At 67.6% G+C, this 22,896-nt stretch carries 19 protein-coding genes and 1 pseudogene; 8 read left to right on the forward strand and 12 right to left on the reverse strand.

Translation table 11 applies throughout. The features are described 5' to 3' along the window. Positions 1 to 3 precede the first annotated feature (3 nt). From HEQ22_RS17700 to HEQ22_RS17710, 3 genes are all read right to left on the reverse strand, one after another. Positions 4 to 1,623, reverse strand: coding sequence for a thioredoxin domain-containing protein (locus tag HEQ22_RS17700; RefSeq protein WP_432769142.1), 1,620 nt, complete (start codon positions 1,621 to 1,623; stop codon positions 4 to 6). Positions 1,624 to 1,680: 57 nt separating this feature from the next. Continuing rightward, positions 1,681 to 3,069 (reverse strand): M48 family metalloprotease, encoded by a 1,389-nt coding sequence (locus HEQ22_RS17705; protein ID WP_432769143.1) that lies wholly within the window; start codon positions 3,067 to 3,069, stop codon positions 1,681 to 1,683. Between the two features lie 199 nt (positions 3,070 to 3,268). Continuing rightward, positions 3,269 to 5,971: an Rne/Rng family ribonuclease gene (locus HEQ22_RS17710; protein WP_432769144.1), complete on the reverse strand. Its 2,703-nt coding sequence runs from the start codon at positions 5,969 to 5,971 to the stop codon at positions 3,269 to 3,271. Between the two features lie 604 nt (positions 5,972 to 6,575). Here HEQ22_RS17710 and HEQ22_RS17715 point away from each other — a divergent pair. The 6 genes from HEQ22_RS17715 (at position 6,576) to HEQ22_RS17740 (ending at position 14,837) form a co-directional block, all read left to right on the forward strand. Continuing rightward, positions 6,576 to 7,838 (forward strand): N-acetylmuramoyl-L-alanine amidase, encoded by a 1,263-nt coding sequence (locus tag HEQ22_RS17715; protein WP_432769145.1) that lies wholly within the window; start codon positions 6,576 to 6,578, stop codon positions 7,836 to 7,838. A gap of 69 nt (positions 7,839 to 7,907) precedes the next feature. After that, the gene (locus tag HEQ22_RS17720) at positions 7,908 to 9,161 is read left to right on the forward strand and encodes a D-arabinono-1,4-lactone oxidase (protein WP_432769146.1); all 1,254 of its coding nucleotides are present in this window, start codon (positions 7,908 to 7,910) and stop codon (positions 9,159 to 9,161) included. Further along, positions 9,158 to 10,303 carry a DSD1 family PLP-dependent enzyme gene (locus HEQ22_RS17725; protein WP_432769147.1) on the forward strand — a complete coding sequence of 382 codons (1,146 nt, stop codon included), beginning with the start codon at positions 9,158 to 9,160 and terminating at the stop codon, positions 10,301 to 10,303. The genes HEQ22_RS17720 and HEQ22_RS17725 overlap by 4 nt, the downstream gene beginning before the upstream one ends. Positions 10,304 to 10,398: 95 nt before the next feature. Next, complete coding sequence (locus HEQ22_RS17730) at positions 10,399 to 12,915, forward strand: penicillin-binding protein 1A (protein ID WP_432769148.1); 2,517 nt, start codon at positions 10,399 to 10,401, stop codon at positions 12,913 to 12,915. A gap of 72 nt (positions 12,916 to 12,987) precedes the next feature. Then, a complete protein-coding gene (gene prfB / locus HEQ22_RS17735) occupies positions 12,988 to 14,115 on the forward strand; it encodes a peptide chain release factor 2 (RefSeq protein WP_432769149.1) in 1,128 nt (375 codons plus the stop codon). After that, complete coding sequence (locus HEQ22_RS17740) at positions 14,115 to 14,837, forward strand: class I SAM-dependent methyltransferase (protein ID WP_432769150.1); 723 nt, start codon at positions 14,115 to 14,117, stop codon at positions 14,835 to 14,837. Before prfB ends, HEQ22_RS17740 begins: the two co-directional genes overlap by 1 nt. A gap of 7 nt (positions 14,838 to 14,844) precedes the next feature. Here HEQ22_RS17740 and HEQ22_RS17745 read toward each other — a convergent pair whose 3' ends face one another. From HEQ22_RS17745 to HEQ22_RS17785, 9 genes and pseudogenes are all read right to left on the reverse strand, one after another. Beyond that, positions 14,845 to 15,210: a DsrE family protein gene (locus tag HEQ22_RS17745; RefSeq protein ID WP_432769151.1), complete on the reverse strand. Its 366-nt coding sequence runs from the start codon at positions 15,208 to 15,210 to the stop codon at positions 14,845 to 14,847. After that, entirely contained in the window at positions 15,198 to 15,947 is a 750-nt protein-coding gene (locus tag HEQ22_RS17750; protein WP_432769152.1) for a HesA/MoeB/ThiF family protein, read from the reverse strand. Before HEQ22_RS17750 ends, HEQ22_RS17745 begins: the two co-directional genes overlap by 13 nt. 87 nt (positions 15,948 to 16,034) lie before the next feature. Continuing rightward, positions 16,035 to 16,499 (reverse strand): annotated as a pseudogene (dut, locus tag HEQ22_RS17755) (dUTP diphosphatase); the annotation flags it as partial. After that, on the reverse strand, positions 16,462 to 17,724 hold the full coding sequence (gene coaBC, locus HEQ22_RS17760) for a bifunctional phosphopantothenoylcysteine decarboxylase/phosphopantothenate--cysteine ligase CoaBC (RefSeq protein ID WP_432769153.1): 1,263 nt from the start codon (positions 17,722 to 17,724) through the stop codon (positions 16,462 to 16,464). The gene coaBC and the pseudogene dut, both read right to left, overlap by 38 nt. A gap of 2 nt (positions 17,725 to 17,726) precedes the next feature. Beyond that, complete coding sequence (locus HEQ22_RS17765; protein WP_432769154.1) at positions 17,727 to 18,023, reverse strand: CcdB family protein; 297 nt, start codon at positions 18,021 to 18,023, stop codon at positions 17,727 to 17,729. Next, a complete protein-coding gene (locus tag HEQ22_RS17770; RefSeq protein ID WP_432769155.1) occupies positions 18,023 to 18,310 on the reverse strand; it encodes a type II toxin-antitoxin system CcdA family antitoxin in 288 nt (95 codons plus the stop codon). The genes HEQ22_RS17765 and HEQ22_RS17770 overlap by 1 nt, the downstream gene beginning before the upstream one ends. After that, on the reverse strand, positions 18,307 to 18,762 hold the full coding sequence (locus HEQ22_RS17775) for a hypothetical protein (protein ID WP_432769156.1): 456 nt from the start codon (positions 18,760 to 18,762) through the stop codon (positions 18,307 to 18,309). Before HEQ22_RS17775 ends, HEQ22_RS17770 begins: the two co-directional genes overlap by 4 nt. Further along, a complete protein-coding gene (gene ubiB / locus HEQ22_RS17780; protein WP_432769157.1) occupies positions 18,750 to 20,294 on the reverse strand; it encodes a 2-polyprenylphenol 6-hydroxylase in 1,545 nt (514 codons plus the stop codon). The genes HEQ22_RS17775 and ubiB overlap by 13 nt, the downstream gene beginning before the upstream one ends. Next, positions 20,291 to 21,028, reverse strand: a complete 738-nt coding sequence (locus HEQ22_RS17785; RefSeq protein WP_432769158.1) for a class I SAM-dependent methyltransferase — start codon at positions 21,026 to 21,028, stop codon at positions 20,291 to 20,293. Before HEQ22_RS17785 ends, ubiB begins: the two co-directional genes overlap by 4 nt. A 104-nt stretch (positions 21,029 to 21,132) precedes the next feature. On the opposite strand from HEQ22_RS17785, the gene mutM reads away from it, so the two are divergent. Both mutM and rpsT read left to right on the forward strand, forming a co-directional pair. Then, positions 21,133 to 21,945, forward strand: coding sequence for a bifunctional DNA-formamidopyrimidine glycosylase/DNA-(apurinic or apyrimidinic site) lyase (gene mutM / locus HEQ22_RS17790; protein WP_432769159.1), 813 nt, complete (start codon positions 21,133 to 21,135; stop codon positions 21,943 to 21,945). A 188-nt stretch (positions 21,946 to 22,133) separates the two neighbouring features. Beyond that, a complete protein-coding gene (gene rpsT / locus HEQ22_RS17795; RefSeq protein WP_056344834.1) occupies positions 22,134 to 22,397 on the forward strand; it encodes a 30S ribosomal protein S20 in 264 nt (87 codons plus the stop codon). The last annotated feature ends 499 nt before the right edge of the window (positions 22,398 to 22,896 follow it).

Consider the following 22,896-nt stretch of genomic DNA (forward strand, 5'->3'; position numbering starts at 1 on the left):
CGCTCAGCTTTTCGCTGCCCGCGCCTTGCCGACCGCAGCGCGCAGCGCGTCATAGCCGATCTGGCCCTGGAACAGCTGGTCGCCGACGATCCACGTCGGGGTGGCGTTGAGCTGCAACTGGGTCGCGATCGCCAGGTTGCTGTCGAGCTCGCGCTGGAACAAGGCTTCGTTCGCGGTTGCATCGGCGCTGCCGTCGGTCACCACGCCGGCGCGCGCGGCGGCGGCGGCGATCGCGTCGGGGCCGAGCGAACTGGCGGCGAACATCGCGTGATGGAAGGCGTCATATTTGCCCTGCCGCGCCGCAGCGAGCGCCATCAGCGCGGCGTCGCGGCTCTGCGGGGCGATGATCGGCAGTTCGCGGAACACGACCTTCAGTCTTTTGTCCTCGCGGATCAGCCGGTCGACGTCGGGCACGCTCGCGCGGCAAAAACCGCAGGCGTAATCGGTAAAGACGACCAGCGTGACGTCGCCGTCGGCGTTGCCAGCCCACGCCCCGGCATAGGGTTTTTCGAGCGCCGGCCGGATCGCGTCGATCGCGGTCGCGACCTGCTGGTCGCGCTGCGCCTCGATCGCCTCGGGAATGATCTGCGGGTTCGCCTTGATGTAATCGGCGACGATCGCTTCGACCTCGCTCTTGCCGAGCCCGCCGCCGAAGCGTCCGCCGAGCCAGAAGGCGGCGGCAAGCAGCAGCACGATCCCCGCCAGCGCCGCCCAGGCGAGGCGCGGCGACAGGCCGTCGATGGAATCGCCGCGCACTTGCGGCAGCCGCGGCGCCGCCATCGCCTTGGCCGCGGCGGGCTTCTTCGGAGGAGCGGGAGCGATCAGCGGCGAGCGATCGTCGCCGTCGGTGACCGGCGCCGCCGGTTCGCGCGCCGCGGTCGGCGGCAGCGTCTCCGCCCCGGTTGCGAACAGTGGCAGGTCTGGCGCGACCGGCGCTGCCGACTGCCGCGCCGCCGCTTCCTCGCGGGCCAGCAATTGGTCCAGCCCCGATGCCGGTGGTCCCGGTTCTTCGCGCGGGGTCGGGCGCAGCTTGGTCGCCGCTTCGCCGATCCCGTCTTTTCCCGCCTTGGCAACGGTGCCGATCCCCGCGCGGGTCTTGCCGGCAACCTCGCCCAGTCCGCGCCCGGCCTCGCTCGACAGCCGCGCGACCTTGTCGCCCAGCGCCAGCTTGCGCCAGCCGTCGCCGCTCGCGGTCGCCGCCGCGCGGCCGGCGCGCGCCGATCCGCGCGCTGCGGCCTGCGCACCTTGCGCGGTCAGGGCGCCGGTCTTCGCGGCCAGCGCACGCGACCGCCGCGGAATCTCCAGCGCCGCGACGCGCGCCGGAATGTCTGCACGGTCGCCGACACGGATGGTCCAGTCGGCAAAACCCGCAGTAGCATCGCGAAGCGTCCGCCAGACGCCCGTCGCACCGGCTTTCAACTGCGCCGACGTCACGACGGGCTGGCGCGGGGTTTTGCGCGCCGGCGCCTCGTCGGTCGCATAGCGCGACAGGTCGATGCCCACCGGCGGCGTTTCGCGCGGCTTGGCCAGCCCTTCGTCGGCCGCCGGACGCGGGTCTGCCGGCGGCACGGGCGCGGGGTCGCGCAGCCACGGCTGGTAATAATCGTCCTTCTTGTCGGTCACATGTCGCCCTTATGCATCGGCTGATTGCGATGCCTTGCCCCGCTGTTCGACCCGAATCTAACGCCGTTTGCGTTCGCTTTCCACCTCGGCGCGCGCCACCAGTGAAATATCCTGTGCACGAATCCAGTCGGGCGACCCTTCGGGCAGGCCCTGCATCGCCAGTTCGGCGTTACGCAGCGCCAGCGCGGCCTGTCTACCCTCGAGTTGATAGCGTTCCGCCGAGGCGAGCGCGGCGCGCGACTGGTCGCCCTTGTTCGCATAGACGATGCCGAGCTGATACCAGGCAAAGGGATTCTGGTTGTCGAGCGCCACCGCGGTCTTCAGCACATTTTCGGCCTCGGCATAGTTGGCCGGGTCCTCGGTCGCGATCAGCGCGTGGCCGAGCAGCGCCGCGATCAGCGGCTGCGAGCGCGAACTGGTCACCGCCTTGCGCAGCGGCGGGATCGCCTCTTGCGGGCGCCCCGATTCGAGCAGCACCTGGCCTTCGAGTTCGAGGAAATAGGGGTCGGCGGGCGCGGTCGCGAGCAGGCCTTCGACCTCGGCAAGCGCCTTTTGCGGATAGGCGCTCTTGTGCCAGGCATAGGCGCGGGCATAGCGCGCCGGGATGCTGCTGTTGCTTTCGGGATATTTGCGCAGCGTCCGCTCGGGATCGGCGATGAAGCCCTGCAGCTTGGCCTTCACCCGCTGGAAACGGCGTTCAATGTCAGGGTTGGCGGGTTTTTCCCACGCCGGATCGATCACATAGACCTCGCGCAGCGTCTGGATGCGATCGCCCGACATCGGGTGGGTGCGGCCATAGGCCTGATCGTCGTCCTGCTCGATACCATAGCGGAATTCGAGATTCTGGAGCTTCTTGAAAAACGCCAGGCTGCCGCGGCCGCTGATTCCCGCCTTCGACAAATATTGAGCGCCCGCGGCGTCGGCGGTCGATTCCTGGACGCGGGTAAAGGCCAGGAACTTGCCGAGCGCGGCCTGCTGCCCCGCCATCATGGCCGCCATGCCTGCTTCGCCGGCTCCCGCCGCGATCGCCGCGGCGCCGAGCACCAAGCTGAGCAGCGAGATGTTCGTCGCCGCCTTGGCGCCATCGTTGACGCGGATCGCGTGGCCGCCGATCACATGCCCCAGCTCGTGCGCGAGCACGCCCTGCACCTCTTCGGCGCTGTCGGCGGCCTCGATCAGCCCGGCAAAGACGTAGACATCCTGGCTGCCGGCGACAAAGGCGTTGATGCTGCGCTCGCCGAGCAGATGGACGCGCACCTGTCCCGGCTGAAGCCCCGCCGCGACGAGCAACGGGTCCATCATGTCCTGGAACAGCGCCTCGGTCTCGGCATCGCGCAGGATCGACTGCGCCATCGCGGGGCGCATCGTCACCGCGAGCAGCACGAGCAGGGTGACCGACAGACGGAAAACTGCCCGAAACAGGTGATGCGGCGGAGGGCAACTCATTTTATCCGTCCTCGCGTCACAAGCCTGAACCTCCACTGAAGCCTCCGGGCTTTGTGGGGCGCAGGGCACAGCGAGGCAAGGCCGGACTTCACGGGCATCGTCATTGCCAGGAGCGCAGCGACGCGGCAATCCAGGGCGGCGTAAACCGCTCTGGATTGCTTCACTCCGTTCGCAATGACGAAGGGGCTGACCGCTCGGATTAGCCGAAGGTGCGCTGCCACCAGCCGCGGCGCGGTTCGCCGTCGGGGCCGACGCCGTCCCCGTCACTCTCGCCGTCGCTGTCGCCGGCGACCGGTTCGGCGTCGCGCGTCGTTGCCGCTTCGGGCGCGGCCTCGGCGGCTGCGGCCTTCTTGCTGCGGCTCGCGCGCTTCTTCGGTGCCGGCTTGGTGGGTTCGGCCTCGGCCTCGAGCGCCGGAACTTCGGCGACCTCGGCGTGCGTCACCTCGGCAACCTCGACGACCGGCGCGGCCTCGGCGGCGCCATCCTCGGCGGTCACCTTCGGCTTGCGCGGCGCGCGCTTGCGCTTCGGCTTCTCCTCGGCGGCAGGCGCTTCGGCGACCGATTCATCGGCCACTGGCTCGTCGACCACCGGCGCGGCGGCTTCGTCCGCAGGCTCGGCGTCGCTGCCGGCGTCGTCGGCCAGCGTGTCGGCCTTCGGCTTGCGGCCACGACCGCCACGACGGCGGCGCGGCTTGGCTTCGGCCTCTTCGGTCTCGCCCGCGTCGGCGCTCTCGGCTTCGGCGGGGGCTGCGTCGGCGTCGGCGGTCTCGGCGTCGTCGGCCTCGCGATCGGTTTCGCCTTCGACGATTTCATTGCCTTCGTCGTCGCGGCGACCGCGGCGACCGCGGCGGCGGCGGCGGCGGCGCTTGCGGCCTTCGCCGTCGACTTCGCTGTCTTCGCGGTCGCGCGGGCGGGCCGGGCGTTCGTTCCGCTCGGCAGCGTCTTCGGCTTCGACCTCTTCTTCCTCGTCCTCGTCGAAGACCTCGTCGTCATCGTCATCCTCGATCGGCGCGATCGGGGCAAAGCTGCGGCGAACGACCGGCGGCGGGCCGCTGACCTCGATCGCCATCCGTGCGCCTTCGGTCTCGCCGTCGGGCAGGATTTCGATCGAAACGCCGTACAGCTCCTCGATCTCGCGCAGCTCGCGGCGCTTTTCGTTGAGGATATAGAAGGTCGCTTCCTGGCTCGCGCGCAGCGTGATCTTGCTGCCCTTGCCGCGTGCGGCTTCCTCTTCGATCATGCGCAGCGCCGACAGCCCGGCCGACGAAGCGGTGCGGACCAGCCCGGTGCCTTCGCAATGCGGGCAGGGGCGCGTCGAGGCTTCGAGCACGCCGGTGCGCAGGCGCTGGCGGCTCATCTCCATCAGGCCGAAGCCCGAAATACGGCCGATCTGGATCCGCGCGCGGTCGTTCTTCAGCGCATCCTTCATCGCGCGCTCGACCTTGCGGACGTTCGAGCCGTGATCCATGTCGATGAAGTCGATCACGACGAGCCCGGCCATGTCGCGCAGGCGCAGCTGGCGGGCGATTTCGGCCGCGGCCTCCAGATTGGTGCTGACCGCAGTCTGCTCGATATTATGCTCGCGCGTCGAACGGCCCGAGTTGATGTCGATCGACACCAAGGCCTCCGTCGGGTTGATCACCAGATAACCGCCCGATTTTAGCTGGACGACGGGGTTGAGCATCCCGGCGAGCTGATCCTCGACGCCGTAGCGCTGATAGAGCGATACCGGGTCGGCATATTGCTTCACGCGCCGCGCATGGCTCGGCATCAGCAGCTTCATGAACTGCTTGGCGGCCTTATAGCCCTCGTCGCCCTCGACGAGCACTTCCTCAATGTCTTTATGATAGATGTCGCGGATCGCGCGCTTGACCAAATCGCTATCCGAATGGACCAGCGCCGGGGCGCTCGACTCGAGCGTCTTTTGGCGGATCTCGTCCCACAGGCGGGCGAGATAATCGAAGTCGCGCTTGATCTCGACCTTGGTGCGGCTCATCCCGGCGGTGCGGACGATGCAGCCCATCGTCGGCGGCAGGTTCATCTCGTCGATCATCGCCTTCAACTTGCGGCGATCGGCGCCGTTCGAAATCTTGCGGCTGATCCCGCCGCCGTGCATCGTGTTGGGCATCAGCACGCAATAACGGCCGGCGAGCGACAGATAGGTGGTCAGCGCGGCGCCCTTGTTGCCGCGCTCTTCCTTCACGACCTGGACCAGCATCACCTGACGGCGGCGGATGACGTCCTGGATCTTGTAACGGCGGCGCAGCGACATGCGGTTTTCGCCGTCCTCGTCGTCGCGGCGGCTGCTGCGTCCGCGGCCACCGCCCTTGCGGCCATTGCCGCGTCCGCGGCCGCGACCTTTGCGGTCGCCGCGGCCGTCCTTGCTTTCTTCGCCGCCGTCTTCGCCGTTCTCGGCATCGCCATTTTCGGCGTCGCCCCGATCGTCGTCGCTTCGGTCGTCGTCGCCCCGGTCGTCATCGTCGCGCTCGTCGTCGCGATCGGCGCGGTGGTCGCGGTGGTCGCCATTGTCGTCCTCGTCGTGATATTCGACGTCGGCGACATCGCCTTCCAGCTCGTCGAGGTCTTCTTCGGCGCGCATCGCCGCTTCGGCGGCATGCTCGGCCTCTTCGCGCAGCAACGCTTCACGGTCTTCCTTGGGGATCTGGTAATAGTCGGGGTGGATTTCGCTGAACGCCAGGAAGCCGTGGCGATTGCCGCCATATTCGACAAACGCCGCCTGCAGCGACGGTTCGACGCGGGTTACTTTGGCGAGATAGATATTGCCCTTGAGCTGCTTGTGCTCGGCGGACTCGAAATCAAACTCCTCGATGCGGTTTCCCTGGGTGACGGCGACCCGGGTTTCTTCCCGGTGCCGCGCGTCGATCAACATGCGCGTGGTCATTATAAACACTCCAGGCGCGCCGCAGCGCGCCAATCAAAAAGGCTGCAAGCCGCCCGGACGGGCGGCTGCGGCGGAAAAGGGTGAAAAGAAAGAAGACGTTATTGCCGCGGGGGGCCAGCGTCCGGTTCTGGACGCGCATGCGGTCTTCATATCCGGCGACGGCCGGAGCGCAAGCGCCCGCGTCGGGATAAGAAGAGGGCATGGCAAGCCTCATGCGGCATCAACCTGTTACGGGGTGAGCGGGCGGGCGGGGCGGGCGGCTGGCGATCGCCCCGACTGTCCGGTCAACCGGGTGGACCGACGGCAGGTCGTCCTTCCCTGCATGTCCGGCACCAAGGCGACCATGAACCGCGATTCGCGGAACAGGCCTTCCCCTCAAAAGGCCGGACGGCACCGGGAACGACACCGTCAGCGAAGTCGGTGCTAGCATCGGCTTCGGGCAACGGCAAGCGCGGCCGGGCAGAAAGATCGGCCGGGCGCGGTGCGGCGGCCGCGGTCGGGTCTCCGCGAACATGCTGAATCGGCGGTTAACCTTGCCGATTGACGCGCGCTTGACGCGCCATGGCTAATGGGCGGTTCATTCTCTTCTGTGGCCGGGGGCGTCATGTTTTCCAATAAGCGCTGGACCATCGCTCGCCCGCGGCGGCATAACCGCATCATGGGCCTCGCGTTCCTTCTCCTGTCCATCCTGCTCAACCCGTCGGCGGCGCTGGCGGGGCATATCGGCGCGGTCGAGATCGGCGACGGCGAAATCACCGTGCGCTTCGACGATCTGGTCGCCGGCGCCTCGACCTTCCTGCTCGCCGGCCCCGACCGCATCGCGCTCGACATCGCGGGGGCCGAGGCGGGTCGTTCGCCACCCGGCGCGGGTATGGTCCGCGCGGTGCGCCAGGGCCAGCAAGGGCCGGGCACGGCGCGCGTCGTGATCGACCTTGCAGAGCCGGCGCTGGTGTCGAACGCGCGCTTCGCCGCCGACGGCCGCAGCCTGTCGTTCCGCCTCCGTCCGGTGTCCGCCGATGCCTTCGAGCGCGCCGCGCGCGGCCCGCGGGTCGAAATCCAGCCGCCGGCGCAGTTCCGCGCCAAGCCGCCCGAAAAACGCTACAGCGTCTCGGTGCCGATCGGAAAGCCGAAGCCGGCGCCGGCGCTGCCGCCGATCGAAGGGCCCGACAACGACCGCCTGCCGCTCGTCGTTCTCGACGCGGGGCATGGCGGTCACGATCCCGGCGCGATCAGCCCGCATAGCGGCAAGCGCGAAAAGGACATCACGCTGGCGCTGGTCCGGGCGGTGCGCGCCGAACTGCTCGCCTCGGGCCGGGTGCGCGTCGCGCTGACCCGCGCCGACGACCGCTATCTGGTACTCGAGGAACGCTTCGGCATCGCGCGCCGGCTGAAGGCCGACCTGTTCATTTCGCTCCACGCCGATGCGGCGGAGAATGAAACTGCGCACGGCGCGTCGGTGTACACGCTCTCCGAAGTCGCCTCCGACCGCGAGGCGGCACGGCTCGCGGCGCGCGAGAACAAGGCGAACATCATCAACGGCATCGATCTCGGCGCGCACAACAGCGACGTGTCGTCGATCCTGCTCGACCTCACCCAGCGCGAGACGATGAACGTCGCCTCCGACTTCGCCCGCCTGCTCCAGCGCGAAGCGGCGGATGACGTCACCTTCCGCACCAGCGCGCACCGCTTCGCCTCGTTCGTCGTGCTGAAGGCGCCCGACACGCCGTCGATCCTGTTCGAAACGGGCTTCATCTCGAACAAGGACGACGCCGAATTCCTCGCCTCGGCGGCGGGACAGAAAAAGGTCGCGCGCGGCGTGCGCGATGCGGTGCAAATCCACTTCGCCCGCCAGATCGCGGCGCGCTGACCGGACTTGATAGTGTCTTGACTAGCTTTCCTGCCGCGAACAGCTTGGCGTCGGCGGCAGGAGAGAAGCATGGGCTGGAGCAATTGGTCGGGCAGCGTCACCGCCGCCGCACACGTCGCCCGGCCGCATAGCGAGGACGAACTCGCAATACTGATCCGCGGCGCGCGCAAATTGCGCGCGACCGGCGCCGGCCACAGCTTCATGCCGCTCTGCGAATCGGACGATCTGATCGTCGGTCTCGACGCGCTGTCCGGCGAGATAAGCGTGGCGCCCGATCGCCGCAGCGCGCGCGTGCCCGCGGGCTGGTCGATCAAGCGGCTCACCGCGGCGCTGTGGGACGAAGGGCTGGCGCTCGCCAACCAGGGCGACGTCAATCCGCAGTCGCTCGCTGGCGCGATGGCGACCGGCACCCACGGCACCGGGATCGCGCTCGGCTCGCTGGCAACCTTCGCGCGCGGGTTCCGGCTGATCGGCGCCGACGGCGAGGTGCGCTGCTGCGATGCCGACACCCATGCCGACCTGTTCGAGGCGCAGCGCCTGTCGCTCGGCCTGTTCGGGGTCGCGACCGAAATCGACGTCGCGGTGGTCCCCGCCTTTCACCTCGCCGAACGGATCGAAAAGCGCCGCTGGGACGAGGTCCGCGAAAGCTATGACGATCTGGCCGCGCAGCACCGCCACGTCGAATTCTGGTTCTTCCCGCACAGCGATCACGTCATCCTGAAAACGCTCGATCCGTGCGACCCGTGCGATCCGCCGCCGAGCAGCAGCGACATGGAGGAGGCGACGTTCCGCCGCATCCTCGACATTTCGGCACGGCTGCCCTTCCTGACCCCGCCGCTCCAGCGGCTGATGATGAAAAGCGGCATTTCGGGCCGCCGCCGCGGCCCGGCACATCGCATCTTTCCGTCCGATCGCACCCTGCGCTTCGAAGAGATGGAATATGAAATGCCGCGCGCCGTCGGGCTCGATACCCTTGCCGAGGTCGTCGGCTGGATTCGCCGCAAGCGGCTGCCGGTGACCTTTCCGTTCGAATTTCGCACCGTCGCCGCCGACGATATCTGGCTGAGCCCGATGAACGCCGGCCCGGTCGCGGCGATCTCGATGCACCAATATGCCAAGATGCCGTGGACGACGCTGTTCGCCGAGGCCGAGGCGATCTTTCGCGCCTTCGGCGGCCGTCCGCACTGGGCCAAGCGCCACACGCTCCATCGCGCCGACGTCGATGCCCTCTATCCGATGGCGGGGCGCTACCGCGCGGTGCGCCGCGCCGCCGATCCGCACGGCAAATTCCTCAACCCGCATCTGGAGGCCCTGTTCGCATGACGAGTGACCGCGCGCTGCACGCGCATCTGATCGGCCGGCAGGGGTCGCGCGCCGACCTCAACACCCCGGTGCTCGTCCTCGACGTCGACGCGCTCGACCGCAACATTGCGGCGCTGGCGGCGCTCGCCGGCAGCCATGGCGTCGGCCTCCGCCCGCACGCCAAGACGCACAAGAGCGTCGATATCGCGCAGCGCCAACTCGCGGCGGGCGCCGTCGGCGTCTGCTGCGCCAAGATCGGCGAGGCCGAGGTGCTGGCCTACGGCGGCATCGCCGGCATCCTCATCACCTCGCCCGTCGCGGCGCCGCGCGCGATCGAACGCCTCTCCGCGCTGGCGGCGCGCGCCGACGGATTGCTCGCGGTCGTCGATCATCCCGCGGTCGCCGAACGGATCGACGCGGCGCTGGCGGCGGTGGGCGCGCGGCTGGGCGTCGTCATCGACATCGACCCCGGCATCGCGCGCACCGGCGTCGCGTCGGCCGACAAGGCGGTCGAACTCGCCCAGGCGATCGCCGCCCTGCCGCAGCTCGATTATCGCGGGGTGCAATTTTATTGCGGGTCGCAGCAGCATATCGCAGATTTTGCCGAGCGCCGCGCCGCGATCGTCGAACGCACCGCCTATCTGGGCACGGTGATCGCGGCGCTGTCCGACGCCGGCTTCGCCCCCGCCATCGTCACCGGATCGGGCACCGGCACCCACCGCATCGACCTCGACCTCGGCGTCTTCACCGAATTGCAGGCGGGCAGCTATGTTTTCATGGACAAACAATATCTCGATTGCGACCTGACCGGCGACGGCGCGCCGCCGTTCGAGGTCGCGCTGGCGGTCGACGCACGGGTCGTCAGCGCCAACCATCCGGGACTCGTCACCATCGACGCCGGCTTCAAATCGCTGTCGACCGACGGCGGCGCCGCTGCGGTGCGGTCGGGCGCTCCTGCCGACTGTGTCTTCGCCTTCATGGGCGACGAACATGCGGCGCTGATCGCCCCCGGCATCGGCACCCGGATGCAGCCCGGCGATCCCGTCACCCTCACCGTGCCGCACTGCGACCCGACGGTGAACCTCTACGACGATTATCATGTCGTCGCGGGCGACACGCTCGTCGATATCTGGCCCGTCGGCGCGCGCGGCCGCGCCCGCTGACCGCGGCGGCTTTTTGGGCGTCATGACGGCGGCCTGATCCGGTCGCCGCAACGATGCTTCCCTTTCGGCGGCACAGGCTTTAGAGGCTGGCCATCATGGTCGCCGACAGTCCGCCCGATTTCCGCCTGCGCCTGCGCCGCGACAGCAATGCCGTCATCGCATGGTTTCGCGACATGTGGACGCGGCGCTGGTTCCGCTGGCTTGGGTATCTCGCGCTCGCCGGGCTGCTCGGCATCATCCTGCTCTGGCTGATTTTCGCGCGCGACCTGCCGTCGGTCGACCAGCTGCGCGACTATGAACCGCCGCTGCCGACGATGGTCCGCGATGCCGAGGGCAAGCCCGTTCACACCTATGCCCGCGAACGCCGCGTCCAGCTGGAATATAGCGAATATCCCCAGCTCCTCGTGCGCGCCTATCTCGCGGCGGAGGACCGCACCTTCTTCAGCCACGGCGGCATCGATTATCCGGGGATCGTCAGCGCGATCCTGACCAACCTGACCAACGACGGCCGCCCGATCGGCGCCTCGACGATCACCCAGCAGGTGGCGAAGAACCTGCTCCTGACCCGCGAGGTCAGCTATACGCGCAAGATCCGCGAGGCGATCCTCGCGACGCGGATCGAGGCTGCGCTGTCCAAGGAACAGATTCTCGAACTCTACCTCAATGAAATCCCGCTCGGGCGGCGCAGCTTCGGGGTCCAGGCCGCGGCGCGCGCCTATTTCGACAAGGACGTCGACCAGCTCGCGCTCCACGAAATGGCGTTTCTGGCGATCCTGCCCAAGGCGCCCGAAACCTATGGCCGCGCCCGCCACGCCGACAAGGCAGTGGCGCGGCGCAATTTCGTGCTCAGCGAAATGCTGCGTAACGGCTGGATCACCGCCGCGCAGCGCGACGCGGCGCGGGCGATGCCGCTCGGCCTGACCAACAGCGGCAACACCGCGATCGCTCAGGTCGGCGGCTATTATATGGAGGAGGTGCGGCGCCAGCTCATCTCAGAATTCGGCGAAACCGCCGATGCCGGCCCGCACAGCGTCTATGCCGGCGGCCTGTGGGTCCGCACTGCCTATGATGGCAAGATGCAGGCGGCGGCGGCCAGCGCGCTGCGCCGCGGCCTCATCCGCTACGACGCCGGCAAGGGCTGGTCGGGGCCCATCGCGACGATCGAGGCCGACGACCAGTGGGCGAGCCGGCTCGCGTCGAGCTTCATCGGGCTCGATTATGACGGCTGGCGCGTCGCCGCAGTGATCTCCAAATCGGGCGGCGAGGCGCAGATCGGCTTTTCGGACGGCTCGACCGGGCGGCTGCCCGCCGGCGCCGCGAGCCTCGGGTATCGCAAGACCGGCGGCACCGCCTTTTCGGCGATGCGCCCCGGCGACCTGATCGCGGTGAAGGCCAGCGGCAACGGCGTCTACGCGCTGCGCAACATTCCCGAAGTGTCGGGCGGCTTCATCGCCGAAAGCCCGCATTCGGGACGCATCTATGCGATGCAGGGCGGGTTCGACGTTCGCCTGTCGTCGTTCAACCGCGCAACGCAGGCCGAACGCCAGCCGGGATCGACGATCAAGCCCTTCGTCTATGCGACCGCGCTCGACAATGGCATGACCCCCGCGACGCTGATCGTCGACGGTCCGTTCTGCGTCTATCAGGGCGCCAGCCTCGGCAACAAATGCTTCCGCAATTTCGGCGGCGCCGGCGGCGCGGGCGAACATACGATGCGCTGGGGCCTCGAACAGTCGCGCAACCTGATGACGGTGAAGGCGGCGAGCCAAGTCGGCATGGAGCCGATCGTCGACACCATCCGCACGATGGGCATCGGCGAGCATGAACCTTACCTCTCGACCGCGCTCGGCGCCGGGTCGACGACGGTCGAAAAAATCACCAACGCCTTTGCGATGCTCGCCAACCACGGCCGCGAACTCAAGCCGCGCGTGATCGACTATGCGCAGGACCGCCGCGGCAAGGTGATCTTCCCCAAGAACTGGAAGCCGTGCGAGGGCTGCAACAAGAAGGACTGGGACGGCCGCCCGATGCCGCGCTTCGCCCGGTCGGGCAAGCAGCTGATGGATCCGATGACCGCCTATCAGGTCGTCCACATGCTCGAAGGCGTCGTCCAGCGCGGCACCGCGGTGCGGCTCCGCGATCTGGGCGTGCCGCTGTTCGGCAAGACCGGTACGACGACCGGACCGAACGACGTCTGGTTCGTCGGCGGCACCCCCGACGTCGTTGCCGGCGTCTATATCGGCTTCGACCAGCCGCGGAACATGGGCGGCTATGCGCAGGGCGGCAGCCTCGCGGCGCCGATCTTCAAACAATTCGCCGAAGAGGCGCTCGCCGATCGCCAGCCGGTCCCCTTCACTGCGCCGCGCGGCATCCGCATGGTGCGCATCGACCGCCGGTCGGGGCGCCGGGTCTATGGCAGCTGGCCGGGCAGCGATCCCAAGGCGTCGATCATCTGGGAAGCGTTCAAACCCGAAAGCGAACCGCGCCGCACGATCCGCGAAGACGAAATCCAGCCGATCAAGCCGGCGCGGCGCCAGGACGCTCCGGTCCAGCAGGGCCCGGCACGGCGCAGCGACAGCGAATTCCTGGAGGATCGCGGCGGGATCATCTGACGTGCCGTGAACGCTTCCCCCGCGGCCCGCCAACCACTATGGCCGGTCTTCATCTGTTTCAGGAGCAAGGACATGCGCGCCGAAGCGCAGGATCATATCGACAAGATTGGCAGCGCGCTCGCGCTGCTGCGCCGCTTTCTCGACTGGGACCGCGCGGTGCGGCGGCTCGACGAACTCAACGCCAAGGTCGAGGATCCGACATTGTGGAACGACCCCAAGGCGGCGCAGGACGTGATGCGTGAGCGCCAGCGGCTCGACGCGGCGATCACCGCGACCCGCGCGATCGAAACCGAATGCGCCGACACCGCCGAACTGATCGAACTCGCCGAGATGGAAGGCGACGAAGCGATGATCGACGAGGCGGTCGCCTCGCTGGCGACGCTCGCCGCGCGCGCCGAAGAGGACAAGATCAGGGCGTTGCTCGCGGGTGAGGCCGACGCCAACGACGCCTACATCGAGGTTCACGCCGGCGCCGGCGGCACCGAAAGCCAGGACTGGGCCGAAATGCTCCAGCGCATGTACAGCCGCTGGGCCGAAAAGCGCGGGCTGAAGGTCGAACTGGTCGAATATCAGGCGGGCGAGCAGGCGGGCATCAAATCGGCGACGATGCTGGTCAAGGGCGAGAATGCCTATGGCTATGCCAAGACCGAAAGCGGCGTCCACCGCCTCGTCCGCATCTCGCCCTACGACAGCTCGGCGCGCCGCCACACCAGCTTTTCCTCGGTCTGGGTCTATCCGGTGATCGACGATAATATCGAAATCGACATCAACGAAGGCGACCTCAAGATCGATACGTATCGCGCCTCGGGGGCGGGCGGCCAGCACGTCAATACCACCGATTCGGCGGTGCGCATCACCCACATCCCGACCGGGATCGTCGTCGCCAGCCAGAACGACCGCTCGCAGCACAAGAATCGCGCCACCGCGATGGGTATGCTGAAGGCGCGGATGTACGAGGCCGAGTTGCAAAAGCGCGAGGCCGCGGCATCGGGCGAATATCAGGCGAAGACTGAAATCGGCTGGGGCCACCAGATCCGCTCCTATGTCCTCCAGCCGTATCAGCTGGTGAAGGATCTGCGCACCGGCGTGACCTCGACCGCCCCCGGCGACGTGCTCGACGGCGCGCTCGATCCCTTCATGGCGGCGGCGCTGTCGCAGAAGGTGACCGGCGAAAAGGTCGAGGTGGAGGATATCGACTGATGCGCGTCGCGGCCGTTTTCGCCGCGCTGACGGCCGTGTCGCTGCTCGGCGGCTGCGATGCTCCGTGGGACGATGGCGGCGACCGGATCGAAACCGCCCGCGATTTTCCGCCCGCCGACCGTCCCGTCGCGCCGATCACCTCGACCAAATGGTCGACCGAGGAAGCCCGCGACCGCGTCAACGAGGCCGAGGACGTCATGGACTCGGCCGACGTCCGCCCCGGCATGACCGTCGCCGACATCGGCGCCGGCGACGGCTATTACACCGTCCGCCTCGCCCAGCGCGTCGGAGAACACGGTCGTGTGCTCGCACAGGACATCATGCCCGAAGTGATCGAGCGGCTGGCCGACCGCGTCGCGCGTAACCGGCTCGACAATATTTCGCTCAAACTTGGCGCGGTCGATGACCCCCGGCTGCCCGCGGCGAGTTTCGACCGCGTATTCATGGTCCATATGTATCACGAGATCGGCGAGCCCTACGCCTTCCTGTGGCGGCTGCGCCCGGCGCTGCGCCGCGGCGGGCAGGTGATCGTCGTCGATGGTGACCGCCCGATCGCGCAACATGGCACGCCGTTCCGCCTGCTCGTGTGCGAGTTCGAGGCGGTGGGCTACAAGCTGGTGTCCTACGACGACAAGCAGCATGCCGGCGGCTATCTGGCGCGCTTCGTCCCCGCCGGCACGCGGCCCGATCCCGACGCGATCACCGTGTGTGACAACCCGTGAATAAAGCTCAATAGACGAGCAGCCGGTCGTCGGGCCCGACCCCGGCCAGAAAGCTCACCGGCCCGCCCGCGCTCACGCCGGGCACGATCATCCCGGCATCAAGCCCTGTCAGCGCCAGGCCCGATTGGCACGCCACCAGTTCAACATCCATCGCCACCGCTTCGCCGAGCAGCGTCGCAAGGTCGGGCAGCCCCGCCGCGCGGCGCGCGCCGTCGCCCGCGAAGCCTGCCGGCGCGCGTAACATCGCTACCGCATCGCCCTGCAGGAACAGGCGCGCCGGCTGCCCGAGCGCCGCCGCCGCCATCGCGGTTTCGAGCGCGGCGCAAAAACGCCGCCCCTCGGCCACCGCGACGATGACGCTCAGCCCCGGCATGCCGAACACTCCGGGTCCTTGGCCATGGCAACCTCGCGCCAGCGTCGCTCGAGCATGTCGACAATCGCGAGCCGCCCGCTCAAGGGCGATCCCCAGCCGGTGAGCGCGCGCACCGCTTCGAGCGCCGCCATCGTCCCGATCATTCCCGCCAACGCGCCCATCACCCCCCCTTCGGCGCAATTGATCCCCGCGCGATCGGGGTCGGCGCCGACGAGGCATTGGTAGCAGGGGGCGTCGCCGCGCCAGCCTTCGTACAGCGCCACCTGCCCTTCGAAGGCGCCGATCGCGGCGCTTAGCAGCGGGATTTCGAGGGCGACGGCGGTGCGATTGACGGCCAGCCGCGTTTCGAAATTGTCGCAGCCGTCGAGGATCATACTGGCGCCGCCCACCAGCGCTGCGGCATTGTCCGGGTCGAAGCGCTCGGCGCGTGCGATGGCTTCGACATGCGGGTTGATCCGCCGCGCCGCGTCGGCCGCAACGACGGCCTTGGACGCGCCGATATCGGCGTCGGTGAACAGCGGCTGGCGCTGGAGGTTGCTGAGTTCGACGATGTCATGATCGACGATCGTCAGCCGTCCGACCCCCGCCGCCGCCAGATAGGTGATCGCCGGGCAACCGATGCCGCCCGCGCCGATGACCGCGACATGCGCGGATTTGAGCTTCGCCTGCCCGGCGCCGCCGAATGCCGGAAGAATGATCTGGCGGGCGTAGCGGTCGAGTTCGGCGTCGCTGAGCAAGCGCTATTCGCCTGGGCGCCGCAGCGGGATGGCGGACAGCGAAGCGACGCCCGCGGGTTCGGCCTCGTCCTCGACCGGCTCGCTCGCAACCCCGGTCGATCCGAAGCCGCCGGCGCCGCGCGCGGTGTCGTCCAGCGCCGCGACCTCGGCAAAGGTCGCCCGCTGCACCGGCGCGGGCACCAGCTGCGCGATGCGGTCGCCGCGCTTGATCTCGAAACTCTCGTCGCCGAGGTTGGCAAGGATCACCTTCACCTCGCCGCGATAATCGCTGTCGATCGTGCCGGGGGTGTTGAGGCAGGTGATGCCATGCTTCAGCGCGAGGCCCGAGCGCGGGCGGACCTGCACCTCATACCCCGGCGGGATCGCCATCGCGAAGCCGGTGGCGACCGCGTGGCGCGTGCCCGGGCGGATCGTCAGCGTCTCTGCAGCGACGACGTCCATCCCCGCCGCGCCATCCGACGCATAGGCGGGCAGGGGCAGGCCGCCGCCGTTGGGCAGGCGCTGGATGGCGATCTCAATCGGGTTCGGCGGGGACGCGGGCGTCGAGTTCATCGGCGATCTTTTCCATCAATTTGCGGGCGACGGCAGCCTTGGGCAACCGGTCCCAGCTGTCTACGCCGTCTTTGCTAACGATATGCACCCGATTCGTCTCGCCCCCCATGGGGTCGGCTGACACATCGTTGGCGACGATCCAGTCGCACCCCTTGCGCGCCAGCTTTACCTGCGCATGCGGAATGACGTCGTTGGTTTCGGCGGCAAAGCCGATCAGCAGGGCGGGGCGCTGGGGCGATTTGGCGAGACTGGCGAGAATGTCGGGGTTTTCGGCGAGCGCCAGCGGCGGCACCGCGCCGCTGCCATCCTTCTTGATTTTCTGCGCCTGCGTGTCGGCGGCGCGCCAGTCGGCGACCGCGGCGACCATGATCGCTGCGTCGACGGGCAGGCCTTGGCGCACCTCTTCGGCCATCTCGACCGCGGTCTCGACATCGACGCGGATCACTCCCGGCGGGGTCGGCAGTTCGACGGGGCCGGCGATCAGCAGCACCTCGGCGCCGGCCTCGGCAGCGGCGGCGGCGATCGCAAAACCCTGCTTCCCGCTCGAGCGGTTGGCGATGTAGCGCACCGGGTCGATCGGTTCGTGCGTCGGGCCGGCGGTGACGAGAATGCGGCGACCATGAAGCGGACGGTGGTTCGCGGGGGCGAAATCGGGCTGGCCCGACAGCGGTGACGGCGCCGGGGCGTGCGTCAGCGCCGCCTCGATTGCGGCAAAGATCGCCGCCGGCTCGGGCAGCCGGCCGGGGCCGAACTCGCCGCACGCCATCGCTCCCTCGTCGGGGTCCATCACCGTCACCCCGTCGCCGCGCAGCGTCGCGACATTGCGCTGCGTCGCGGGGTGCAACCACATGCGGACATTCATCGCGGGCGCGGCGAGCACCGGCTTGTCGGTCGCCAGCAGCAGGGTGGTGGCCAGATCGTCGGCGATCCCCGCCGCCATCTTGGCTAGCAAATCGGCGGTCGCCGGCGCCACGACGACCAGATCGGCCTCGCGGGAGAGCTGGATATGCCCCATCTCGACCTCGTCCTTCAGGTCGAACAAATTGGTATAGACCTTGTTCTCGCTGAGCGCCGCGAGCGTCAACGGGGTCACGAACTGCTCGCCCGCGCGCGTGATGACGCAGCGCACCGTGATGCCCGCTTTGCGGAGCAGGCGCACGAGTTCGATGCTCTTGTACGCGGCGATGCCGCCGCCGATGATGAGCAGGATGCGGGGGTTGGTCATCGTCAAACCCCCGTCACCAGCACGTCGAGTGCGTTCAATATGTCGTAGCGCTGGTCGGCAAGCGAGCCGACCTTGCGGCCCAGATCTTCGACGTCGACGGCTGATGCGAGTTGCGTCGCAAGTATATGCTGCTCGCCGTCGATTGTGAACATAGGGTGCAGGCGCGGCAGTGTTCTGGCCGTTTGCGCCGACAACAGAGGGACAACAAAACGCGTCCCAAAATGGTCGAGCAGGTCGCTCTGACAATCGAGCAGCAGCTCCTCGCCCAGCCGACTTTCATGCACGTCGAATTGCGCCATCAGAATTGCCGGTATTTGGCAAGCGGAAGGCCGTTCTTGCGGATATAGTCGTTCCAGCTGTCGATAGCGGCGCGATTTTCTTCTTTCCACACCGCCTCACGGGCTTTTTTGACCTCGGCGGCAAGCCCCGTCTGGCATGCCTCGCTGACGTTGATGCCGAGCTGCTTGGCCTCATCGACCAAGTCGGCGCTCAGCGACACATTGGTCGCCTTCTTGGGGCCTTCAAATCGCGCGGGACGGTTCATCGCCATTCTCCTTGCGCATAAGATATGCGCATGGTCGATCAATTTGGCAAGCTATGCGGCCCGGTCGGTTTAGCGAGCCGCAGCAATCGATGCGTCAACGTGCCGGCAAAGGCGCCCGGAATCGCACCATAGAGGATGGCTGTCGCCAAGGCCTCGGGTCGCGTGTCGTCATTCGTCAGCACAAGGGTGAACAGCGGAAGCGCGCCGATGACGGCGCTCGAAGCGATCCATGCCCAACGCGACGCAATCCAGCCATGTTTCTCGATCAGGCCCAGTCCGAAGATCGTGGCGAAGAGACAGAAGGGCCATATCAGCAGCAGGCCGACGGCTGCGCCCAATACCCCGACCGCCAAAAACTGCCCAATGCCGGCGGGGAAGCCGTTGGTCTGGATGGTGAAATGGGTGAAAACAGCAACGGTCGCAATGATGCCGGTTGGAACCGAGGCGAGAAAGGTCGTTCCTCCAACCCCGCGGCTCTCCTTTAACCAAGCCAAGACATTATTCCGGCGCCCGCCACAGCTCCCGCCAGCGCGATCAGCGCATAGCGCCACCCGCGCCGCTTTTCGCCCCTTTCCCACATCAGCGGGATGTCGGGCAGCGGCGGCGCGGGCGGGGCGCCACCCGGCTTCGGCAATTGCGCGTCGAGGCGGCGGATGATGTCGGGGATCAGCGCCAGCGTCCCCGCCTGCTCGCGCAGTCCGTCGGCGATCGCCGCCTCGGGGCCCAACTCGTCGCGGATCCATTCCTTCACGAACGGTCCCGACACATCCCACATGTTGATCTTCGGGTTGAGCATTGTCGCGACGCCCTCGACCATCACCATCGTCTTTTGCAGCAACAGCAGGTGCGGCTGGGTCTGCATGTCGAAATCGCGGGTGATCGCGAACAGCCCGTCGAGCATCTGCCCGACCGACAATTCGCTCACCGGCTTGCCGCGCATCGGTTCGCCGACGGCGCGCAGCGCGGTCGCGAATTCCTCGACGCTGTGATAATCGGGCACATATTGCGCCTCGAAGTGAATTTCGGCGACGCGGCGGTAATTGCCGGTGGTCAGGCCATAGAGGATTTCGGCGAGCCAGAAGCGTGCCTTGCGGTTGATCCGCCCCATGATGCCGAAATCGACCGCGGCGATCGTCCCGTCCGCCTTCACGAACAAATTGCCCTGGTGCATGTCGGCGTGGAAAAAGCCCTCGGCGATCGCCTGGCGCAGGAAGGCGTGGACCAGATTGCCCGCCAGCTGTTCCATGTCGTGCCCGGCGGCGATCAGTTCGTCGCGGCGCGAAATCTTGATGCCGTCGATCCAGTCGAGCGTCATCACCTTGCTGGTCGTGCGGTCCCAGTCGATCGCCGGGACCTCATAGGTCGGCACCCCGACCATCGCGTCGGCCAGTTCCGACGCCGACGCGGCCTCGCGGCGCAGGTCGAGTTCGCGCAGCGTCCAGCGGCGGAAATTCGCGATCACCTGCCGCGGCCGCAGCCGCGACGCCTCGCCGCCGAGCGCCTCCAGATGCGCAGCCGCCCATTCATAGGTTTCGATGTCGTGCGCGAACTGCTTGTCGATGCCGGGGCGGCGCACCTTCACCGCGACCGGGCGGCCCTCGGTGGTCACCGCGCGGTGGACCTGCGCGATCGACGCCGACCCGACGGGTTCGGGATCGAATGCGCTATAGAGGCTTTCGAGCGGTACCTCGAAGGTCGCCTCGATCTCCTGCCGGATCCGCGCAAACGCGACCGGCGCCAGCGCATCCTGCAACGATAGCAGGTTGCGTGCCGCCTCTTCGCCGACCAGGTCGGGACGCGTCGCGAGCGTCTGGCCCAGTTTGACCGCCGCGGGCCCGATCGCCTGGAACGCCGCCGCATAGTCAGGGATCTTCGGCTGGATCGTCCCGAACCGCGCGATGCGGCACAGCCGCTTGACCCCCGGCGGCGTCGTCGGCGCGCTTTCGATCCCGCGCAGCGCCCCGTGGCGCGCGAGGATGCGGCCCCACTTCAGCAGGCGGAAAATATGCGTGACAGGACGGGTCAAGCTTTCCACCCGCTGTGGATCGCGACCAGCCCGCCCATGATCGGCTCGACCTTGACCGCCGTGAAGCCGGCGTCGCGGATCATTGCCGCGAATTCGGGCATCGGCGGGAAACGGCGGATCGATTCGATCAGATAGCGATAGCTGTCCTCGTCCTGCGCGATCAGCTTGCCGAGCTTCGGCACCACCCGGTGCGAATAGGCGTCATACGCCTGCGCGAAACCGGGCCATTCGTTGGTCGAAAATTCGAGGCAGAAGAAGCGCCCGCCAAAACGCAGCACGCGGTGCGCTTCGGCCAGCGCGGCGGGGATGTCGGTGACGTTGCGGATCCCGAAGGCGATCGTATAGGCGTCGAAAAACTGGTCGGGGAACGACAGGGTTTCGGCGTTCTGCTCGCTCCAGACGAGCGAATCGATGCCGCGCTCCGCCGCGCGCGCCATGCCAACGCCGAGCATGTCAGGGTTGATGTCGGCAACGGTGATGCTGGCGCCGAACGGTTCCATGCGAAACGCAATGTCGCCGGTGCCGCCTGCCATGTCGAGGATCGCCTCGCCCGCACGCGGTTTGACGCGGCGCACGAAGCGGTCCTTCCACAATCGGTGCAGGCCCCCCGACATCGCGTCGTTCATGATGTCATATTTGCGCGCGACGCGGCTGAACACCTCGCCGACCTTCGCGGTCTTTTCGGTCGCGGCGACCGTTTCATATCCGAAGCTGACGGTTTCGGGTGTGGCCATCGATGCGCGCCTTGATAGGGGAGGAGAGGAACTCGCACCGGCCTTTAGCCAAGGGTTGAAGCGCACGCAAATGGCGCGTAGCCGCGTCGGGGTCAGGATCACCTATGCCCGAGCTGCCCGAAGTCGAAACCACCGTCCGCGGCCTGACGCCGCACCTCACCGGCCAGCGGCTGGTCCGCGTCTCGACGCTGCGCCCCGACCTGCGCCGCCCCTTCCCGGTCGACCTGTCGCAGCGGCTCACCGGATCGATCGTCACCGGGCTCACCCGCCGCGCCAAATATGGCATCATCGCCACCGACCGCGGCGACCATATGATCTTTCACCTCGGCATGTCGGGCAGCTGGCGGATCGGCGCGGGCGAACCCGGCAAGCACGACCATCTGCTCATCGACACCGCCGCGGGCCAGCGGCTGATGCTCCACGATCCGCGCCGCTTCGGCTCGGTCGATCTGGTCGCGGGCGATCCGTTGACCGCTTTTCCCGCCTTCGTCACCCTCGGACCCGAACCGCTGTCGGATGCCTTCGACGCCGACTATCTGGCGCGCGCGCTGGCGGGGCGCCGCGCGCCGATCAAGGCGATGCTGCTCGACCAGACGATCGTCGCCGGGCTCGGCAACATCTATGTGTGCGAGGCGCTCAACATGGCGCGCATCCACCCCGCGAAGCCCGCCGCCGAGGTGTCGCGGGCGAAGCTCGCGGCGCTGGTGCCGGCGATCAAGGCGGTGCTCGAGGCATCGATCGCGGCGGGCGGCTCAACCCTGCGCGACTATAAACAGCCCGACGGCGAGCTGGGCTATTTCGCGAAAGACTGGCGCGTCTATGGCCGTGAGGGCGAAGCGTGCCCATGCGGCGGGACTATCGCGCGGATCGTCCAAGGCGGGCGGTCGACCTTCTATTGCCCCAAATGCCAGCGTTGAGATGGCATGGTTCCCGCAAAAATGATTGACCAACCGGGGCTGTCTGGCTATGCGCGCACCCTTCGAGCAGGGTCCGGGTTACCGGAACCGGCCGTATCCGGACATTGATTCGCTGCACCCGCGCGATTCGGCCGCTCCGGTGACGCTGCGCTCCGACCGACCTAGACCGTTTGTAAACCGAGGAATTTATGGCCAACACGCCGCAGGCAAAAAAGCGCATCCGCCGCAACACCGCGCGAACCATCGTCAACAAGAATCGCGTTTCGCGCATTCGCACGCTGGTCAAAAAGGTCGAAAATGCCGTCGCCGCCGGTGACAAGGATGGCGCCGCCGCCGCGCTCAAGGCCGCCCAGCCCGAAATGGCGCGCGGCGTCGCGAAGGGCGTGCTCCACAAGAACACCGTCGCGCGCAAATATTCGCGCCTGACCAAGAGCGTGAACGCGATCGCCTGATTCGATCCGTCCCGAAAGGGAACAAAAGGACCCGCCGGCCTCGTGCCAGCGGGTCCTTTTTTGTGCCCGCGATTGTGACGGCGCGATGGCAATAGTGTTGCACCGCGGTAAGTGACGGATTTACTGCGATTCGTTGCGGGGCGACGAAAAATGAACCAGTAAAGTATTGAAAAAGATATAGAAAAAGACGTTTGCGCGGGTTTCCGGCACCCCCAACGAGTCAAGATTTTTATTTCAGTATTTTTACACCCCGCAGGGTTGATCGACTCGCGATGCCCTGACTAGACAGAGGGGTCGCTGGCCTTCGCCGGCGGCCGCCACATCGACATGATTCGCGCGCTTTCGGGCCTTGGCCCGGGACAGGATGCTTGTGCCCGGCACAGGCGGTGAGCGGCATGGGGCGGCCGCGGTGCGGATCGGCGGTCAAAGGGGGCAGAGGGGGCGGCACGGCGTGACAGTAGGCGGAATTCGGCATGACAGCGATGCACAGGATGGAGCG

This window comes from Sphingopyxis sp. (assembly GCF_050916055.1).
Taxonomy (GTDB): domain Bacteria; phylum Pseudomonadota; class Alphaproteobacteria; order Sphingomonadales; family Sphingomonadaceae; genus Sphingopyxis.

Excerpts from the sequence above, each read along its gene's own strand:
- HEQ22_RS17705 (WP_432769143.1), bottom strand. The coding sequence starts at position 3,069 with ATGAGTTGCCCTCCGCCGCATCACCTGTTTCGGGCAGTTTTCCGTCTG.
- HEQ22_RS17710 (WP_432769144.1), bottom strand. The coding sequence starts at position 5,971 with ATGACCACGCGCATGTTGATCGACGCGCGGCACCGGGAAGAAACCCGG.
- HEQ22_RS17715 (WP_432769145.1), top strand. The coding sequence starts at position 6,576 with ATGTTTTCCAATAAGCGCTGGACCATCGCTCGCCCGCGGCGGCATAAC.
- HEQ22_RS17720 (WP_432769146.1), top strand. The coding sequence starts at position 7,908 with ATGGGCTGGAGCAATTGGTCGGGCAGCGTCACCGCCGCCGCACACGTC.
- HEQ22_RS17725 (WP_432769147.1), top strand. The coding sequence starts at position 9,158 with ATGACGAGTGACCGCGCGCTGCACGCGCATCTGATCGGCCGGCAGGGG.
- HEQ22_RS17730 (WP_432769148.1), top strand. The coding sequence starts at position 10,399 with ATGGTCGCCGACAGTCCGCCCGATTTCCGCCTGCGCCTGCGCCGCGAC.
- prfB (WP_432769149.1), top strand. The coding sequence starts at position 12,988 with ATGCGCGCCGAAGCGCAGGATCATATCGACAAGATTGGCAGCGCGCTC.
- HEQ22_RS17740 (WP_432769150.1), top strand. The coding sequence starts at position 14,115 with ATGCGCGTCGCGGCCGTTTTCGCCGCGCTGACGGCCGTGTCGCTGCTC.
- HEQ22_RS17745 (WP_432769151.1), bottom strand. The coding sequence starts at position 15,210 with ATGCCGGGGCTGAGCGTCATCGTCGCGGTGGCCGAGGGGCGGCGTTTT.
- coaBC (WP_432769153.1), bottom strand. The coding sequence starts at position 17,724 with ATGACCAACCCCCGCATCCTGCTCATCATCGGCGGCGGCATCGCCGCG.
- HEQ22_RS17765 (WP_432769154.1), bottom strand. The coding sequence starts at position 18,023 with ATGGCGCAATTCGACGTGCATGAAAGTCGGCTGGGCGAGGAGCTGCTG.
- HEQ22_RS17785 (WP_432769158.1), bottom strand. The coding sequence starts at position 21,028 with ATGGCCACACCCGAAACCGTCAGCTTCGGATATGAAACGGTCGCCGCG.
- mutM (WP_432769159.1), top strand. The coding sequence starts at position 21,133 with ATGCCCGAGCTGCCCGAAGTCGAAACCACCGTCCGCGGCCTGACGCCG.
- rpsT (WP_056344834.1), top strand. The coding sequence starts at position 22,134 with ATGGCCAACACGCCGCAGGCAAAAAAGCGCATCCGCCGCAACACCGCG.